The 16,886-nt window shown below is 42.5% G+C and carries 18 protein-coding genes; 12 read left to right on the top strand and 6 right to left on the bottom strand.

What is annotated here, in order from left to right; all coding sequences use genetic code 11:
* The first annotated feature begins 34 nt into the window (after window positions 1-34).
* Window positions 35-1,069, top strand: coding sequence for an isoaspartyl peptidase/L-asparaginase family protein (locus H3302_RS05630; RefSeq protein WP_180311474.1), 1,035 nt, complete (start codon window positions 35-37; stop codon window positions 1,067-1,069).
* A gap of 118 nt (window positions 1,070-1,187) precedes the next feature.
* Here H3302_RS05630 and queF read toward each other — a convergent pair whose 3' ends face one another.
* Entirely contained in the window at window positions 1,188-2,033 is an 846-nt protein-coding gene (gene queF, locus H3302_RS05635) for an NADPH-dependent 7-cyano-7-deazaguanine reductase QueF (RefSeq protein ID WP_182396245.1), read from the bottom strand.
* 59 nt (window positions 2,034-2,092) lie between these two features.
* Between queF and syd the strand changes: the two genes are divergently transcribed.
* Window positions 2,093-2,632 (top strand): SecY-interacting protein, encoded by a 540-nt coding sequence (gene syd, locus H3302_RS05640; RefSeq protein WP_118844162.1) that lies wholly within the window; start codon window positions 2,093-2,095, stop codon window positions 2,630-2,632.
* 242 nt (window positions 2,633-2,874) lie between these two features.
* Here the strand turns inward: syd and H3302_RS05645 are convergent, their stop codons facing one another.
* The 3 genes from H3302_RS05645 to H3302_RS05655 form a co-directional block, all read right to left on the bottom strand.
* Entirely contained in the window at window positions 2,875-3,648 is a 774-nt protein-coding gene (locus H3302_RS05645) for a Zn-ribbon-containing protein (protein ID WP_036969585.1), read from the bottom strand.
* A complete protein-coding gene (locus H3302_RS05650) occupies window positions 3,648-3,914 on the bottom strand; it encodes a hypothetical protein (protein WP_036969583.1) in 267 nt (88 codons plus the stop codon). The genes H3302_RS05645 and H3302_RS05650 overlap by 1 nt, the downstream gene beginning before the upstream one ends.
* A 155-nt stretch (window positions 3,915-4,069) precedes the next feature.
* Window positions 4,070-4,300 carry a DUF2789 domain-containing protein gene (locus tag H3302_RS05655; RefSeq protein ID WP_036969581.1) on the bottom strand — a complete coding sequence of 77 codons (231 nt, stop codon included), beginning with the start codon at window positions 4,298-4,300 and terminating at the stop codon, window positions 4,070-4,072.
* Window positions 4,301-4,448: 148 nt separating this feature from the next.
* On the opposite strand from H3302_RS05655, the gene H3302_RS05660 reads away from it, so the two are divergent.
* On the top strand, window positions 4,449-5,099 hold the full coding sequence (locus tag H3302_RS05660) for a GNAT family N-acetyltransferase (RefSeq protein WP_182396246.1): 651 nt from the start codon (window positions 4,449-4,451) through the stop codon (window positions 5,097-5,099).
* A gap of 696 nt (window positions 5,100-5,795) precedes the next feature.
* Here the strand turns inward: H3302_RS05660 and H3302_RS05665 are convergent.
* Both H3302_RS05665 and H3302_RS05670 read right to left on the bottom strand, forming a co-directional pair.
* The gene (locus H3302_RS05665; RefSeq protein WP_036969572.1) at window positions 5,796-6,095 is read right to left on the bottom strand and encodes a DUF3301 domain-containing protein; all 300 of its coding nucleotides are present in this window, start codon (window positions 6,093-6,095) and stop codon (window positions 5,796-5,798) included.
* Window positions 6,096-7,124: a DUF3549 family protein gene (locus H3302_RS05670; RefSeq protein WP_182396247.1), complete on the bottom strand. Its 1,029-nt coding sequence runs from the start codon at window positions 7,122-7,124 to the stop codon at window positions 6,096-6,098. It lies immediately after the preceding gene.
* A 107-nt stretch (window positions 7,125-7,231) separates the two neighbouring features.
* Between H3302_RS05670 and H3302_RS05675 the strand changes: the two genes are divergently transcribed.
* The 9 genes from H3302_RS05675 to H3302_RS05715 all read left to right on the top strand — a co-directional run bounded on the left by H3302_RS05675 (window position 7,232) and on the right by H3302_RS05715 (window position 16,884).
* Complete coding sequence (locus tag H3302_RS05675; protein WP_036969562.1) at window positions 7,232-7,555, top strand: YqcC family protein; 324 nt, start codon at window positions 7,232-7,234, stop codon at window positions 7,553-7,555.
* Window positions 7,548-8,321, top strand: coding sequence for a tRNA pseudouridine(65) synthase TruC (truC, locus tag H3302_RS05680; RefSeq protein WP_036969558.1), 774 nt, complete (start codon window positions 7,548-7,550; stop codon window positions 8,319-8,321). The genes H3302_RS05675 and truC overlap by 8 nt, the downstream gene beginning before the upstream one ends.
* Complete coding sequence (locus H3302_RS05685; protein ID WP_182396248.1) at window positions 8,308-8,754, top strand: flavodoxin; 447 nt, start codon at window positions 8,308-8,310, stop codon at window positions 8,752-8,754. The genes truC and H3302_RS05685 overlap by 14 nt, the downstream gene beginning before the upstream one ends.
* A gap of 267 nt (window positions 8,755-9,021) precedes the next feature.
* Window positions 9,022-9,753, top strand: coding sequence for an RNA methyltransferase (locus H3302_RS05690; RefSeq protein WP_036969551.1), 732 nt, complete (start codon window positions 9,022-9,024; stop codon window positions 9,751-9,753).
* Between the two features lie 60 nt (window positions 9,754-9,813).
* Entirely contained in the window at window positions 9,814-13,209 is a 3,396-nt protein-coding gene (locus tag H3302_RS05695; RefSeq protein ID WP_182396249.1) for a chromosome segregation SMC family protein, read from the top strand.
* A 36-nt stretch (window positions 13,210-13,245) separates the two neighbouring features.
* Window positions 13,246-13,950 (top strand): cell division protein ZipA, encoded by a 705-nt coding sequence (gene zipA, locus H3302_RS05700; RefSeq protein WP_182396250.1) that lies wholly within the window; start codon window positions 13,246-13,248, stop codon window positions 13,948-13,950.
* Between the two features lie 84 nt (window positions 13,951-14,034).
* On the top strand, window positions 14,035-16,056 hold the full coding sequence (ligA, locus tag H3302_RS05705; protein WP_182396251.1) for an NAD-dependent DNA ligase LigA: 2,022 nt from the start codon (window positions 14,035-14,037) through the stop codon (window positions 16,054-16,056).
* Window positions 16,049-16,393: a DUF3392 family protein gene (locus H3302_RS05710; protein WP_182396252.1), complete on the top strand. Its 345-nt coding sequence runs from the start codon at window positions 16,049-16,051 to the stop codon at window positions 16,391-16,393. Before ligA ends, H3302_RS05710 begins: the two co-directional genes overlap by 8 nt.
* The gene (locus H3302_RS05715) at window positions 16,390-16,884 is read left to right on the top strand and encodes a DUF2919 domain-containing protein (RefSeq protein ID WP_065979790.1); all 495 of its coding nucleotides are present in this window, start codon (window positions 16,390-16,392) and stop codon (window positions 16,882-16,884) included. The genes H3302_RS05710 and H3302_RS05715 overlap by 4 nt, the downstream gene beginning before the upstream one ends.
* Window positions 16,885-16,886: the final 2 nt, after the last annotated feature.

Raw genomic sequence — 16,886 nt, forward strand, 5'->3', positions numbered from 1 at the left:
GGCTTACAAACTACACTCAATTTAAGTGCCCACTATGCTAAGAACATTACTCACTTCAATCGTTGCATTCAGTGCGTTAACGACAAGCACGTTTGCTTACTCAGCAGAGCAACCATTCGCTATTGCCATTCATGGTGGAGCGGGAACCATCGAGAAAAGCCGTTTTACCCCAGAGCAAGAAAAAGCCTACCGTGCAAAATTAAAAGAGGCGGTTGAAACAGGCTATTCTGTGTTAGAAAAAGGCGGAGAAAGCTTAGATGCCATCACTGCGGCAATCAATGTACTTGAGAATTCACCTTATTTTAATGCAGGGCGTGGTGCGGTATATACCTACGACGGGACACACGAATTAGATGCGTCAATTATGGATGGCCGTTCTCGTCAAGCAGGTGCCGTGTCAGGTGTAAAGCATATTGAAAATCCCATTAATCTAGCGCGTTTAGTGATGGAAAAATCGGTGCATGTGATGTTAAGTGGCCAAGGAGCCGAAGAGTTTGCAAAAACTCAGGGCATGCCATTGGTTGAAAATAATTTATTTGATACCGAAAACCGATATGAAGCTTTACTAAAAGCCAAAGAAAAACTCGATAAAGAGAAAGTGACCAGTAAAGATTACCAAGCAGCACATAAAGCGTTACCTGTTAATTACAAAATGGGCACGGTTGGTGCCGTTGCACTAGATAAAAATGGCAACATTGCGGCAGGTACTTCAACGGGGGGAATGACAGCTAAACGCTTTGGACGCGTTGGTGATGCGCCTGTGATTGGTGCGGGCACCTTTGCCGAAAATGCATCGTGTGCTGTGTCGGCAACCGGCCATGGTGAGTACTTTATTCGCTACAACGTTGCCGCAGATATCTGCGCACGTGTGAAATACCAAGGTAAAACGATTGCTGAAGCGGGTAACGAAGTTATCCATGATGTATTAATGCCTGTTGGTGGCACTGGCGGTGTAATTATTATTGATACGAAAGGCAATATTAGTTTGCCGTTTAATACTGCTGGCATGTATCGCGCGAGTAAATCAAATACAACACCAACGTATGTTGCGATCTTCAACGATGAGTAACGAAGCTGGGCTGTTAAAAAAGAAATCGACGCGTTAATCTCTTCTGCAATGCTGCTTAACGATTAGATAAGCAATAAAAAACCGAGTTTTACTCGGTTTTTTATTGCTTGAGTTCTGCTTATTGGCGATTAATTTTCACGTTAAAGGGGGTTGCGTCTTGATTCGTCGAGCGATAAGGATTGATATCTAAACCACCTCGGCGTGTATAGCGAGCATACACTTCAAGCTCATCAATGTTTAAGTGCTGCATTAAGTCACAGTAAATACGCTCAACACATTGTTCGTGGAACTCATTGTGAGTTCTAAACGAAATCAAATACTTTAATAAGGCTTCGTGACTGATTGCTTGGCCTGTGTAACGAATGATCACGCTGGCCCAATCTGGCTGAGAGGTGATTAAACAGTTCGACTTTAAAAGGTGGCTGTGTAAGGTTTCAGATACCTTTTCATCATGGCTATGGCAAAGCGATGTTGCATCAATGTCATAACTTGAGATTTCAATATCGAGATCATCAATACACTCACCCGGTAGCGCACTAAATGGTAAACAATTATGATCATCTGCACGATACAAAGTAACGTTCACGTTTGCATTCACTGTCGCTGACAAATCGCGTGTAAGTGCTTGGTGCACTTCTTCAATCGATGCAAAGCGAGTTTGGTTAAAACTATTCAAATAAAGCTTGAATGACTTTGATTCAATAATATGACTACTTTGGCAAGGAAACACGAATGTAGCGACAGCAACCATCGGCTTACCTTTACTATTTAGCCATGATAATTCATAGCCTGTCCAAATATCTTGGCCCTTAAAAGGTAAGTTATCTTCGCTCACACCGAGTGCATCGCGGTTTAGTTTACGGGCAATAGGAAACAACAAGCTAGGTGTATAGGTATCAACATAGTCCGTTGACTTACCAAGCACGCTGTTTTTCAGTTCGGGGGAGTTGCTGTAATCTGTCATCTTTACACTTTTGTGGTTACAATAACGGCATTATACCTAAAGCTAATGAGTTTCGCAGTATGTCTGTTTCTTCAAAACTGGATAAGTTACACCAAGCATTTAGTGAAAAATGCCTAGAGCGTACAGGAAAGCTTCCTGTCATTGAACATGACACCGCTTGGCCAAGTCCTTGTGAACACGGTGAAGTGGACGAGCAAGGTTTAATTCAATGGCGTGCCGTTGCGCAGCAGCCAGCAGGTTCTTTAGATGACCTAGCCAGTGCGCTTGAGCTTCGCTTCCCTGAAGGGTTAAATGCGTTATTTGGTCACCTTTATGCAGGCAACGTGCTGTTAAATATAAACGATCATCATATTGAGTTATTACAAGCATGGAATGAAGACGATTTTAGCCGCCTGCAACAAAATATTACCGGGCATGTGCTTATGAAACGTAAGTTAAAACAGCCTGAGACCGTATTTATTGGCCTCACAGAGCAAGATGATTTGCTGATTACGGTGTTAGTTGAAAACGGTCAGGTGTGTTTAGAATACGTGGGCAAAAAACCGCACCATGTACTTGCTAACAGCATTAGTGAGTTTTTAGATATGGTAACGGTTTAATACCAACCTGCAATAATACTTAATTATTTTGAGGGATTAAACTAGTCGCTACCTGCGTTAAAAATGTCTGATTTACGACTGCATGGATGCAGAGCAACTCCTAAAAAACGACATTTTTGCCTTGTTATCAACGCGGTTTTATTGCCTCAAAATAGACTACTTAATTAAGCACAGTGGTATTAATTAAGCGCATTGCATTGGTATAGTTTAATAAACAAAAAGGGGCTGTGTGCCCCTTATGTTTACTGAAAATCCCACGATATATTCGATACAAGGCCACAGGGCTCACATCTAAAATCAAATAAGCCAAACCATGGCTCAGGCAGTTTCCAGTCACCATCACAGCTTGGACAACGTCGTTTGAGTTCTGATTCTTTATCAATACCACCAACACGATATAAGTAATAGTAGACAGGTTTTTTAGTCAAATAACTTATTCGCTTAGTAATGTCTTTACCACGACGATACAAATCACTTTGTGTGCTCGCCATTTCCTCAAGGGCTGGAAACTCGCAACGCGTAGCGCCATTGATCTGGATTTGATCGCATGCTTGCCAGTCTTCTTGCCATTTGATCAGTGTTTTGTAATCACCATTAGCAATGGCTGGAATACGAAACAGGGGGACAGGCAAAAAGTCATCACCACAATAAAGTGGGCTGCAGGTATGCACATAAGTGGTGTATAAAATATAACACGATGGGTCCTGACACGCGTCAGCCCCATTTGAATGTATATCTTGGCCGATCACTTTCACTTTAGGCGCTAACAATCCCGCCGAGTGCAGTTGCTCAATGCTGTGTTTAACAAACGGGCTGTTGTTAAGCGGGTGCATCGCATCTTCGGTTGGGCACATAACACGCGTAATAAAATAGCCATCTTTTAAAACAGTGGGGAATTCATCACCGATTATTTGGCCATTAAATCGCAATGCATTCACAAGGCGGTTTATTGCCTGTTCAGCAAGCTCTAGGGTGGTATCTTGGTAGCAATCAAAAGTCAGATCGACAACAAACATTATTTTTTCTCAAGTAATGCTAATAACCTATCTAGTTTTGCTTCAATACGATCTAATTGACTTTCTTTTGGCGCACTAACATGTTCATTTGACGGGTTATTAATGAAATTTTTAATTGAATCCGGATTGTTTTTATACTGACTAACAGCTGCAATAATTACAGGCATTGGCATCGGTTGTGATAGTTTGCTTTTTGTTAGCGCAACTGTAGGGGTTTTACCTTCATCAAGAAGGGTTTTAATTGCATCAAATACAACGGCATTCATTTTTGTATAAACTCTTATTAAAGAATAAAAAGCACTGTAGCGTATGGGCTGCAATGCGCGCGTATGGTAGCAATAATAGAGGTGATGTGAAATTACTTTCCTTATCCATAACCCAAAATTGGCAGATTTTAGGTTATGGATAACTAATCGTGTGTTTATTGACGCAATCGGGCGTCTAATTCATCAATAACCTCACTCCACGCCCCATCTTCAGCTAAAGATTCTGCTAGAAAATGTTGCTGAGCTTCGTCCCAGAATGGAGCCTCCTGTAGTAGGGTGGTATCAGACAGCTGATGCGAGGCAATAAATGCATCGATTTCACTTTCTTTGCTGGGTAAACCTAATTGTGCAAATAAGGTCGAAATATCATGTTTTGTCGTATCCATAATTCTGCTCCTTGTGTATGGCGGTCTTTATTACTGCTCAACCATAATAATGATGAACAGCAGTTTAACTCACGCTGAATTTGTCTTTAATCGCGCTTGGGTATATACCTTATAGTCTAGTACTAAAAATAATAAAACACAGAAAAGGATGAGTATGACAACTGTTGCTGAACCCGAGACCTTACGTGTGCAATACTTAAGTGCTGAAGATATCAGCACGGCCGCTAGTCTTATTTACCAAGCCTATCATGATGACCCCGTACTTCAGAATGTGCTGGGCTACAAAGAAGATAATCCCAGTAAGTATGAAACCAAACTACGCGCTTTAGTACGTGAAGAGCTCGCGAGCTTTTGGCAAGAAAAACAACCTTTAATTGGTTTGTACTCGCAAAGCCGATTAAAAGCCATTGCATGCGTGTTTGATTCATCCAGTGAGTTACAAGCAGAGCGCTATTGGCACTGGCGTTTAAAGTTAATGCTTAGTGCAGGATATCTACAGACAAATCAACTTATTGAAAAAGAGCGCACAATTCGTGAAATGTTAGCTGAAAAAGGGCAGTATTTGTTTTTAGCGTTTATCGCTGTAGACCCTCATTTTCAGGGGCAAGGTTTAGGACGTTACTTACTTCGAGGACTAGATGATTTAGTAGACAGCCACCAACAAGTATCGGGTTTAGCCGTATTTGTCACACGTGGTGAGCAGCGTGAATTCTTTAGTTCCGAAGGGTTCGAAGTCTTTAAAGCATTAAGCTTTAATCAGGTCGAAGGTGAGTTAATGTTCAAAGCGGCGAGAGAGTAATTGGGACGTTTTGGAAAGTAGCGTGTGCGATTTCTCTTACATTGCTGTGAGTATTATCACTTTAATACAGTTATTTTTGTACCTAAAATGACTTATTTAAATGATTTATAAGGATTTATTGTTTTTTGCAATTTTGTGACTTAAGAAAAATTACTTTTTATGCCTATCTACATCTCAGGAATTCTCTAAACTTAACCATGTCAAGAAGACACAGGTTCAATGAATGAACTGATGCCAAGGATTAGGATTATGGCACACCAAGCATGATGCTTAAGCAGGAAGCAAAAGGACAAGTTCTAAGGAAGGCAAGGACGAACAAGGACACTGCCAGGACGCAGTACAATTGCGGAGCAATTGAAAAGGATTGACCAAGGGATGATATTAGCAGGAAGCTAAAGGAGCGTTTGGAAACGTAGAGGATAGCCAGTGAAGGCAAGTGGACGACACTAGGATGTGTTAAATGTGACATGATGTTGCATGGTGGGTGTATCGGATGTATACCCGTTCAGGGGATAGATGAAAACGGCAGCTTCGGCAAAAGTACGGATACTTTATCATGGAAGTAGCAAGATTGGGGCGTGGCTTGAAGCTACGCCTTAGTTCTTTATGGGGTTGTATTTTTAGCTGAGCAACTTAGTATTGTTAACTCGCAACTCGCAACTCGCAACTCGCAACTCGCAACTCGCAACTCGCAACTTAAATCTTATGCGGTGGTATCACCACACTTTTCAGCATTTCATTTTCCATAAACAGCACACCTTGATAGACACTTTCCCCATCACTTGAGAATTCAAAAATAAACTCGCTTTTGATGCCGGGTTTGCCATTTTTTAGAATGCCAATACGTCGCTTATTACATGCAACACTCACCAATTGCACATTTAACTGTTCAATTTGCCTTTGTGCATGAAGATTGGCGGCCTCAGCTACTTTTCTGTTTAACCAAAAAAAATAGATAATGCTGCCAATAATGATGAGTGTCCATAAACCTGCCATTTACGAAAATAACCTTCCTATTGCTCGCGCGAGTGTTTCGCTGCGATTTTCTAAACGTAACAAACCTAATAAGTGAGGTCGAATAGTTGGAATTGCAACTAGGTCTGTGAAAATACTCACAAACAACTGTTCGATATCCGTGTGATGCGCACAACAATCCATAAACACATGTAGGCGCGCAGGATCTTCTAAGGTACTAAAGCAACGTCCGGCAATGGTTAAAAGCACATCTGAATGCGTGTTCATTTCAGAGTTCAATACGGCATCAACCAGTTGGGCTGTTAAACCTTGTGCTGATGCTTTTGATATACTGCGAAGTGCAGCGACGAGTGCTATCTCATCTTTTTGCTCTATGGCATTTAAGCCATAAGCTAAAAGTTGCTCCGCAAAAGCGGGAGGAATTGTAACGTGTTCAAGCATAGCGCTGAGTGGTTGTAACACTTCAACAGGTAGTTGCGGCCACGCTGATTGCAAGTTAGTTAGGTTTTTATCGTTGTCTAATCGCATTGCAAAATCAGCAATGCCTTGTACAGCAACACTTTGCCAATTTTCAAAACCTAGGGTGCCAGAAAAATAAAGTTGTGCATATTCATAATATTGCGATGCACTTTGTTTGAGTAAGCACTTAACTTGGGCATTAAATGCGGCCAATTTATTGGCGTTTGGTGTAAATACATACGGGTTATTGTCGAGTTTGCCTTCTGCATTTTCACCGGTAATTTCGGTACCTAATGCTTCGATGACCATGTTCGCAAAATGATCACGGCTGGCACTGACTAAACGGCTTTGTTCATCGAGTGGGAACTTCAAAAACCAGACATAAGGCTCTTTGGATGCTTTGACATCCCAAAACTGAATCGCAAGCCAAGCGTGACCAGCAAGTGGGTAAGGGTAAGGGATTTTAGTTTCTTCAATCGCAAGAAATTGTTTTTTGTCTAACTTAGTGATGTGTCTACCAATATCAAAAGCACGCCATGTAGTGCCCCCAGCATCAAGAAGTTGCCCTAAAGTAGCAATTTGCTCTGTCATAAAATCCCAATCGTCGTTTATAAATCGTTATAAGATGCGAATTATACGCCATACCATGGCGCCTTGGAACAGGGTATAATAAGTCCAAAGGTTTTAAGAGTTATATAATGTATCAACAGACTTTGGCGCTGCTGCGCGAATTACAAACGACACTCCAACGTCATGAACTATGGCAAACAGCTGCAATTGATCCTGCAGCATTAAATTCATCTGTTCCGTTTTGTCATGACACCATGGCGTTTGAGCAGTGGTTACAATTTGTATTTATTGAAAAAATGCAGGTGTTAATCACCAATAACCAGCCATTGCCTCGAAACTTTGCTATTGCGCCTATGGCTGAAATGATGCTGGCACAACATGCCGGTGGCCATGATGTTATTAGCGTTTTACTAAAGCTTGATCAGCATTTGAGTGATAACCAAGATGGATGAAATTGTTAAACCGCACTATGAAGAGTTAACGGTTTTATATCGCGACGAAAATTATATCGCAATAGACAAACCGTCGGGTTTACTGGTGCATCGCTCATTTTTAGATAAACACGAAACACAATTTGCCATGCAAATGCTACGTGATCAAATTGGTCAACATGTGTTTCCGGTGCACCGTTTAGATAGACCCACCTCAGGTGTTTTATTGTTTGCATTGAGCTCAGAAGCGGCTCGAGACATGAATCAATTGTTTATTGATGGGCAAATAGAAAAGCGTTACTTAGCCTTGGTTAGGGGCTTTTTAAATGAGTCAATCTTCCTTGATAAGCCTTTAAAAGAAGAACTCGATAAAATAGCCGATAAGTTTGCTGATCAAAATAAGGCTGCACAAGAGGCGCAAACTCACTTTAACTGCTTGCACCAAGCCGCTTTGCCGATCCCAATTGGTAAATACCCCACTGTGCGATATTCGCTAGTGGAGTGTTTTCCTAAAACGGGGCGAAAGCACCAAATTAGACGGCATTTAAAACATTTATCGCTACCGATCATTGGTGATGTAAACCACGGTGATAACCAACATAACCAATTTTTTAGAGAGCACTTTCAGCTGCGTCGTCTGATGTTATTTGCGTCTGAGCTAAAGTTTGTGCACCCTTATAATAAACAAGTAATAACGATTAGAGCCCCCCTTGGAGAGGCGATGTTAACGATTTGCCAGCAACTAGGCTGGCCAACAGAAGAAAAGGATTATTATGGCAACCATTAGTATTTTTGTCGGCAGTGTGTACGGCGGTGCAGAGCGTTTAAGTGAGCAAGTAATTGAGGTGATTAAAAAGTCACCGCACCAAGCACAGCTTATTGAAAATGGCACAGTAGAAGACATGCTGGCTGCATCACATATATTGGTGATTACCTCGACCACAGGCCAAGGTGATATTCCTGATAATTTAGTGACATTGTACAGCCAGTTAAATGACCAATTCCCCATGTTAACAGGCAAGCAGTATGGCATTATCGCTATGGGTGACCGCAGCTATGGTGATACATTTTGTGGGGCAGGGCGCAGTTTTGATGAACTATTTCGTGATTTACAGGCAAAGCCTGTTGGCCATCGCCTTGAAATTGATGCCTGTGAAGACTTTGAACCGTGGCCGGTAACTGAGCCATGGTTAAATGAATGGCTAACAAAAATTAGCTAATAGCTTATAGCCTATTCACACGTGCCGATTGGGGAAAGCAATTGGCACGGTCTGCGACTTTAAGTGCGCTCTTACTGTGCGATACATCATTCACCGCGAGACACCCCCTGTAGTCGGTTTAACGGTGATTTTTATGATTTAAAGATTTAAATATCGGAATAATCACACTTTGCAATTAATGCCTGCCTAAATCGCGTTTAATTCTAACTGAAACTCGCATCTTTAGGTGGTTTGGGTATACTAACGGCTTCATTTTATGAGGCTGTTATGATTTCAAAAAACCAACTGAAACTTATTCGAGCATTAGGTCAGAAGAAATACCGCAAGCAATACAACCAGTATTTAGTTCAAGGTGAAAAAAATGTCCTTGAGTTATTAAACAGTGGTTTGAGTATCGCAAATATATTCGCAACACCCGCGTTTATTGCCGCGCATCGCTCAGCACTTGCAGCCCATCAAATTATCGAAGCCGATGAAGACAGTCTAACGAAAGCCAGCACCTTGGTGACCAATAACGCAGCCATTGCTGTTGTTGATATGCCAAAGCAGCAAGCATTACCCACTTCGGGCCTTATTTTAGCGCTAGACGGCGTATCAGACCCCGGTAACTTAGGCACAATTATTCGCGTGGCGGACTGGTATGGAATTAACCATATAGTGACAAGCCAAGACAGTGCCGATGCATATAATCCAAAAACCATTAGTGCAACCATGGGGTCATTTGCCCGTGTGACAGTGTCGCAAACCGATTTAACGTGCTATTTACCGAGCTTAAACCTGCCCGTTTATGGGGCTTTTTTAGCGGGTGATAATATTCATCAAGCAAAGCTTAAACAAGATGCTGTTCTTTTAATGGGCAGTGAATCGCACGGTATTCGTCCAGATTGTGAAAAGCTGGTCACTGATAAAATAACCATACCAGCTTATGGTCAGGCTGAATCGCTGAACGTAGCCATGGCAACAGGCATTATTTTAGATAATTTTAAACGTCACGCTTAACCTTTTGTTATAAAATGAGTTAAATTGCAGAATAATAATAAAAATCGGTAAAACAACTAGATGCGCTTAAGCACCATAAAGTTAGCGGGTTTCAAATCGTTTGTTGAACCCACTAAAATCCCATTTCCTGATCAAATGACTTGTGTTGTCGGGCCTAACGGCTGTGGCAAATCAAATGTTATTGATGCGGTGCGCTGGGTGCTTGGTGAAAGTTCAGCGAAGAACTTACGTGGCGATGCCATGACCGATGTTATTTTTAATGGCTCAACCAATCGTAAGCCGATTTCACAAGCCTCTGTTGAGCTAATTTTTGATAATACCAGTGGTCATTTACCGAATACATTTGCAGACAGGAACCAAGTTGCTATTAAGCGATTGGTAACGCGTGATGGGCAATCTATTTATTTTCTTAATGGCAGCAAATGTCGTAAGCGCGACATTACTGATATTTTCTTGGGAACAGGGCTTGGGCCGCGAAGCTATGCCATTATAGAACAAGGCATGATATCGCGACTAATCGAGAGTAAGCCTGCCGATTTGCGTGTGTTTTTAGAAGAAGCTGCTGGGGTGTCTAAATACAAAGAGCGCCGACGCGAAACACAAACCCGTATTAAAAGTACTCGCGAAAACCTTGAGCGCTTACTGGATGTTCGTAAAGAGTTACAAACGCAACTCGATAAACTTGCTGTACAGTCAGTCGACGCGAAAAAATACCGTGAGTTAAAAGCCACAGAGCGGACTCTAAAAGGGCAAATTGCGGTTTTAAAGTGGCAAAAGCTGCATCAACAGCAAGTTGATAAGGCTGCTGAAATAGATAAGCTTAAAGAACAAATACAGTTTTTTAAAGAAGCCCACTCTGGTCATGATGATGTTTTAGCGAGCCTTGAGAATCAAGTACAGCTTGAGCAGCAAAAATTACAAGACGCACAACACGCGCAGCACCAAACTCACACTGAGTTAACGCGTAAAGAGCAGCAACAAATCAGCTTAAAGCAACAGCAGCAAAATATTAGTCAAAACTTGATTAAGCAGCAGCAACTGCAATTGCAAAACAAAGAGTTGCAGGCTGAGCAACACGCTGCGGCTTCTTTACTGCAAGAGCAGTTACAAGAAGCGATAGAGCAAAGTTTATTATGTGCAGAGCACGTGGCCGAAGTTGAACTTCACGCATCAGAACAACATCAGCACAGACATACTGCTTCACAGGAATACCAGCGTGCATTAGAGCAAAGTCAAACGCTCAGTAGTGAGGTGACAGTAGCCAAAAATCAGCTGGCGCATTTTTCGCAATCCATCGACCAACTAGAGACACAGCTTAAACAGCTTACGGACGAAATCAGTGAGCTTGAAGCGACTCCTGTTGCGACGCAGATTACTGAGCAGCAAACTCATATCCAAGCGCTCACCAAGGAACTTGCTCAACAGCAAACGGCTCTGAATCGGCTGACACAAAATCTAGTGCAAACAGAGACAGAGCAAGCACAGTTAGCGCAAGCACTACAACGGGTGCAACAACACAGCAATGAAAATAAAGCCAGTATTGCGGCACTGAGTTCAGTCCTGAGTGAGCATGCTGACAGTGACCGCACTTCTTTATTATCGCAATTAAAAGTAACGCCAGGTTTTGAGCCTCTCGTTGAGCAAGCTTTACTGGGTCTTGAGCATTTACAGGTCAGCAAAAATGCGCAGCCTAATAGTGTTTGGTCACAGACCCTTGCTGTGCCTGAACATTCATTAGCACAATACATTGAACAGGGGATTTACCCTGAACTGCTGACACGGTTTGCATTTCAAGCAACGTTTGATGAAGCGATTCTAGCGGATCCATATTGGCTCGCCGTGATTGATGAAAAGGGCTGTATTTATGGTCGTAATTTTCAAGCTGATGCAAAAAAAGACACGGACAACTCACTGCTGTTAAAACATGCCCAGTTGAGTGATGCAGAGGAACTTGATGAAGAGCTCAATGAGCAAATCGCAGACAAGCAACAGCAGCTCGACAGTCACCTTACCAAAAAGAACACGCTCATCGCTGAAAAAGAGCAACACAGAGAGCGTATTCATCACGTTGCGCAGCAAATTGCCTCAGCAAGTACTCGCAGAGACATGCTCCTTGAGCAGCAAACGCAGTGGCAAAATCAACTGGCTAAATTACAGCTGCGCAAAACGTCGCTTAAAGAGCAAATGCAAGGTGTCGTTCAGCAACAAGAAAACCAACAATTGCGCCTAGAAGACTTGCTAGAACACCACGCAACGCTTGAAAGTAACCTTGAACAGGCTAAGCAAGTGCAAATGGATGCTGACAATCAGTATCGCCAAGTTGCGTCTCAATTAGAGCATTACAAGACACTTGCCCATCAAGCGAATTTAGCGGAACAAAAAGCCCGTAGTGAGTGTCAACTCAGTGAAACAAAATTACAACATGCTGATGCAGCACATACAGCCGCAAGTGACGCTGTTTTAGAATTAACGGCGCAGTTAGAAGAGTTAGTGATCCCGCTTGAAGAGACGGCAGAGCATATTGTGTTATTGCTTGAAAAACATCAACAAAGTGACGTTGAGCTAAAAAACTTGCAAGCGTCACTGACTCACGCTAAAAAGGAACTAGCGGATAAGCAGGCATCGCTTAAATCATCGCAATCAGAGCTAGTTACGTTGCAAGAACAACTGCAATCACTGGCGTTAGATGAACAAAGTTTGCTTGTAAAAGCGCAAGCGGCGCTGGAGCCACTTGAAGAGTTGGATCAACACTTAAAAACAGTGCTTGAAGCACTGCCAGACAATGCCAACTTAAATAGTATGCAAAGCATGCTATCTAAAACGACGCAGGGCTTACATGAACTAGGGGCAGTTAACTTAGCCGCGATCGATGAGTTTGAGCAGGCTAAGCAGCGAAGTGACTATTTAGATCAGCAACTTGATGATTTAACTCAAGCACTTAATACGCTTGAGGGCGCGATTCAAAAAATCGACCGCGAAACGAAAAATCGATTTAAGGCGACGTTTGAACAAGTAAATAGTGATTTTGGTGAGTTATTTCCAAAAGTATTTGGCGGCGGAAGCGCTTACTTAGAATTAACCAGTGATGACTTGCTTGAAAGTGGTGTTAGTATAATGGCACGGCCTCCTGGCAAGAAAAATTCGACAATTCACCTGCTTAGTGGTGGAGAAAAAGCGCTGACCGCATTATCATTGGTGTTTTCAATATTCAGGCTCAATCCAGCTCCATTCTGTATGCTAGATGAAGTGGATGCGCCATTGGATGATGCAAATGTGGGTCGTTTTTGCCGTTTGGTAGAAGAGATGTCACAATCAGTGCAATTTATTTATATCAGTCATAATAAGATTGCTATGGAAATGGCAGGCAGATTGACGGGTGTAACTATGGCTGAACCAGGCGTTTCACGTATGGTTGCCGTAGATATCGAACAAGCTGTGCAAATGGCACATGCATAAATTTAGTTTGGCATATCAAATAATAAAGGTGAGGGGATGGCCGAAGAATTAAGATGGGCTTTAATCGTAATCAGTGTATTTGTCATTGGTGGTTTATTAATTCATGGTTTATGGTCTGTGCGCAAAAAGGATAATCCTGATGTTGAGCAGCAAGAACGGGTTGAGCCAAATAAAGCAAGTGCAGAAACGAGTGAATCTTCACAGCCTTATGCGCAAGAGCGTGATGAGCCTGAGTTTGGTGATTTAAGCTTTACTGCTGAAAACACCGAAGAGCCAGACGTTGAAGTCGAAGAAGCGGCTGACACTGAAGAGCAACCAGAATCGCCTGCACCGACAGACTTTATAATTGTGCACTTACAGATGCCAGAAGGCTTAGCAATGGAGGGCAGTCAATTACTGCCAGCTGTTAATATGCTAGGTTTCAAATACTCGGATGAAGGCTTCTTTAATCGCCATCTAGACCCTGCTGGAACAGGCCCTGTGTTATTCCGTTTAGTGAATATGTACAATCCTGGAACGTTTGATATTGATAATATGGAACAGTTCAGCACAGCGGGTGTTAGTTTGTTTATGACATTACCATGCGATGGTGATGGCCTAAGTGCCTTCAATATGTTGCACAGCGCTGCTAAAAAGTTAGCGGATGAGTTTGGTGCGACTATTTTAGATAGCAACCGTGAAGAAATGACGGTTGATAGCGTACGTGAATATGTTGAAAAGGTAAGAAGCTTTTCAGCGTAATCCATATTCGCAAGTAAATGATTGTTAGGCCACTTGGCGTTAAGTCGTCTAAGTGGCTTTTTTATGTAGATTTTTGAGGTTTTCATGTCCAGCCCTATCTTTGAGCAAATTAGTCAACTACGTGCCCAGTTAGAAGAGCATAATCATAATTATTATGTGCTGGATGCACCCAGTATTCCCGATGCTGAATATGACCGCTTAATGCGAGAGCTAAGTAGCTTAGAGCAAGCAAATCCTGAGTTTCAGAGTCCTGATTCACCCAGCCAAAAAGTGGGTGGGGCCGCGCTTGATAAATTTGAACAAGTAACGCACCAAGTTCCTATGTTGTCGCTTGATAATGCTTTTTCACAAGAAGAGTTTGCGGCGTTTAATCGCCGAATTAAAGAGCGCGTGATGGATACCCGCGAACTCACATTTTGCTGCGAACCAAAGCTTGATGGTTTAGCTGTGTCGATTATTTATCGCAATGGTGTGCTGGTTCAAGCTGCAACACGTGGCGATGGTATGGTGGGTGAAAACATTACACAAAACGTGAAAACGATTCGTAATGTGCCATTAAAACTTCGCGGCAATGACTTTCCTGCTGAACTTGAAGTACGCGGCGAAGTATTTATGGATAGTGCAGGCTTTGCAAAACTGAACAGCGACGCTGAAAAGCGAGGCGAAAAGGTATTTGTTAACCCGCGTAATGCTGCGGCTGGGAGTTTACGTCAGCTCGATTCTAAGGTAACGGCAAAACGCCCATTAATGTTTTATGCATACAGCACAGGGCTGGTGGCTGATGGGCAATTGCCAGAAGATCATTACCAACAACTGGCAAAATTGACTGATTGGGGATTACCACTTTGCCCTGAAACTAAGTTAGTTGAAGGTCAACAGGCGGCGCTTGATTATTATCAAGATATCTTAGCGCGCCGAAGTGAGCTTGCCTATGAAATTGACGGTGTGGTTATTAAGGTCAACGACAAAAAGCTCCAAGAGCGCTTGGGCTTTGTTGCTCGCGCTCCTCGTTGGGCTATTGCGTTTAAGTTTCCAGCTCAAGAAGAAATTACACAACTTTTAGATGTTGAATTCCAAGTAGGGCGAACGGGTGCAATTACACCGGTAGCACGTTTAGAGCCTGTATTTGTTGGCGGAGTGACTGTATCGAATGCCACTTTACATAATGGGGATGAAATAGCCCGGTTAGGCGTTAAAATTGGCGATACGGTGATTATTCGCCGCGCAGGCGATGTAATCCCTCAAATTACCCAAGTGGTACTGGAGCGTCGTCCTGAGAGTGCAAGAGAGATTGTATTCCCAACCACTTGTCCAATTTGTGACTCGCATGTAGAGCGTATCGAGGGTGAAGCAGTTGCACGATGCACCGGTGGGTTGGTGTGCCAAGCACAACGTAAACAAGCAATTAAGCATTTTGCTTCACGTAAAGCGCTTGATATTGACGGGTTAGGAGACAAAATTGTTGACCAATTAGTCGATCGTGAGCTTATCAAAACGCCTGCTGATTTATTTATTTTAAAACAAGGTCACTTTGAGTCACTTGAACGAATGGGGCCAAAGTCTGCTAAAAATTTGGTGAATGCGCTGCAAGAGGCAAAGCAAACTACCTTAGCTAAATTTCTTTACTCTTTGGGTATTCGTGAAGTCGGTGAAGCAACAGCTCAAAACCTCGCTAATCACTTTTTAACCTTAGAGAAAATTACTCAAGCCAGTGTTGATGCACTAACAGAAGTGAGCGATGTGGGTGAAATTGTTGCTAAGCATGTGCGCGGGTTCTTTAGTGAAGAGCACAACATGGCTGTTGTTAATGCGTTAATAGAGCAGGGAATTCATTGGCCAGCTTTAAATGCACCAAGCGCTGAGAAGCAACCTTTAGCTGGGCTGACGTATGTTTTAACAGGCACCTTAAGTGAGCTTAATCGAAACGATGCGAAAGCGCGTCTGCAAGCTCTCGGCGCAAAAGTATCGGGGAGTGTGTCGGCTAAAACAAATGCCCTTATTGCAGGTGAAAAAGCAGGCTCTAAACTAACAAAAGCACAAGAGTTGGGTATTGAGGTGCTTACAGAAGCCGATTTAATTGCTTTATTAAGTGAACACAATGGATAGTTTGCAGCAAGCTGTCTCGTCAGTCTCTTTAACGATAGGTCAGTGGATTCAACCCCATTTGTATAATATTTCTTTATTGTTAGTGGTGTGTTTTATCTCATTATATGCCAACGATATTATTAAAGTGACTAAGCGCTTTGTTGCCAGACGTCACTTTATTATTCGCGTGTTATGCTTTGTTGCCGTGACAGGCTTTGGTATGGGGCTTTTGGTGGTGTTTGTGACGCCATTTTTAAGTAAGCTACTGATGTTATTAGGTATAAAGTGGTTAGGTTTAACGTTAACCGGTGCATTCTTGGTATTGGGTGTTATCGCAGATAAGAAGAATCAGCTATGATGCGTTACGGGCCAGAATATTGGGATAAACATGGCGCTTATCGAACCCCCATAGCGTTTCATTTAACCTTGTTAGTACTGCTTCGTAGTTATTTTATCTGGTTAATGGCCGCGTTAAGTCGGCGCCCTGATTTAGATATTATGTCGTTGTTTTTTAGCTCTAAATCAGAGTTTTTTATGGCGATAGGCATTGCAGCAATTGCGCTGTTACCCGCGGTTGTTTTTTGTTTTAGAAGGCCACAAGAAAACCCTGAAACCGCTAAGCGGTGGGCAACTGTGTGGCGTTTTATGCGGTGGCCTTTGATTGTGTGTGCTGTGATAGATTTAGGCTGGCTGACCTACCAAGCCGCGCACAGTTATTATCAATTCTCATTTTTTTTGGCGTGCCAAATGGTATTGGTGCTTTGGGTGCTACTTTATCTGGTAAAAAGTCGCTATTTATCCGTGTTTTTCAATGATTGGCCCGATCCAATCGTAAAAAAAGGAAACTAACC

It is taken from the genome of Pseudoalteromonas sp. MT33b, from assembly GCF_014117385.1.
Lineage (GTDB): Bacteria > Pseudomonadota > Gammaproteobacteria > Enterobacterales > Alteromonadaceae > Pseudoalteromonas > Pseudoalteromonas lipolytica.

Coding starts and splice junctions, on each gene's coding strand:
- H3302_RS05675 (WP_036969562.1), top strand. CDS start 7,232: ATGTATCAACAGACTTTGGCGCTGCTGCGCGAATTACAAACGACACTC.
- H3302_RS05685 (WP_182396248.1), top strand. CDS start 8,308: ATGGCAACCATTAGTATTTTTGTCGGCAGTGTGTACGGCGGTGCAGAG.
- H3302_RS05660 (WP_182396246.1), top strand. CDS start 4,449: ATGAGTATGACAACTGTTGCTGAACCCGAGACCTTACGTGTGCAATAC.
- H3302_RS05670 (WP_182396247.1), bottom strand. CDS start 7,124: ATGACAGAGCAAATTGCTACTTTAGGGCAACTTCTTGATGCTGGGGGC.
- queF (WP_182396245.1), bottom strand. CDS start 2,033: ATGACAGATTACAGCAACTCCCCCGAACTGAAAAACAGCGTGCTTGGT.
- H3302_RS05695 (WP_182396249.1), top strand. CDS start 9,814: ATGCGCTTAAGCACCATAAAGTTAGCGGGTTTCAAATCGTTTGTTGAA.
- H3302_RS05630 (WP_180311474.1), top strand. CDS start 35: ATGCTAAGAACATTACTCACTTCAATCGTTGCATTCAGTGCGTTAACG.
- H3302_RS05645 (WP_036969585.1), bottom strand. CDS start 3,648: ATGTTTGTTGTCGATCTGACTTTTGATTGCTACCAAGATACCACCCTA.
- ligA (WP_182396251.1), top strand. CDS start 14,035: ATGTCCAGCCCTATCTTTGAGCAAATTAGTCAACTACGTGCCCAGTTA.
- truC (WP_036969558.1), top strand. CDS start 7,548: ATGGATGAAATTGTTAAACCGCACTATGAAGAGTTAACGGTTTTATAT.
- H3302_RS05710 (WP_182396252.1), top strand. CDS start 16,049: ATGGATAGTTTGCAGCAAGCTGTCTCGTCAGTCTCTTTAACGATAGGT.
- H3302_RS05715 (WP_065979790.1), top strand. CDS start 16,390: ATGATGCGTTACGGGCCAGAATATTGGGATAAACATGGCGCTTATCGA.
- H3302_RS05650 (WP_036969583.1), bottom strand. CDS start 3,914: ATGAATGCCGTTGTATTTGATGCAATTAAAACCCTTCTTGATGAAGGT.
- zipA (WP_182396250.1), top strand. CDS start 13,246: ATGGCCGAAGAATTAAGATGGGCTTTAATCGTAATCAGTGTATTTGTC.
- H3302_RS05655 (WP_036969581.1), bottom strand. CDS start 4,300: ATGGATACGACAAAACATGATATTTCGACCTTATTTGCACAATTAGGT.
- syd (WP_118844162.1), top strand. CDS start 2,093: ATGTCTGTTTCTTCAAAACTGGATAAGTTACACCAAGCATTTAGTGAA.
- H3302_RS05690 (WP_036969551.1), top strand. CDS start 9,022: ATGATTTCAAAAAACCAACTGAAACTTATTCGAGCATTAGGTCAGAAG.
- H3302_RS05665 (WP_036969572.1), bottom strand. CDS start 6,095: ATGGCAGGTTTATGGACACTCATCATTATTGGCAGCATTATCTATTTT.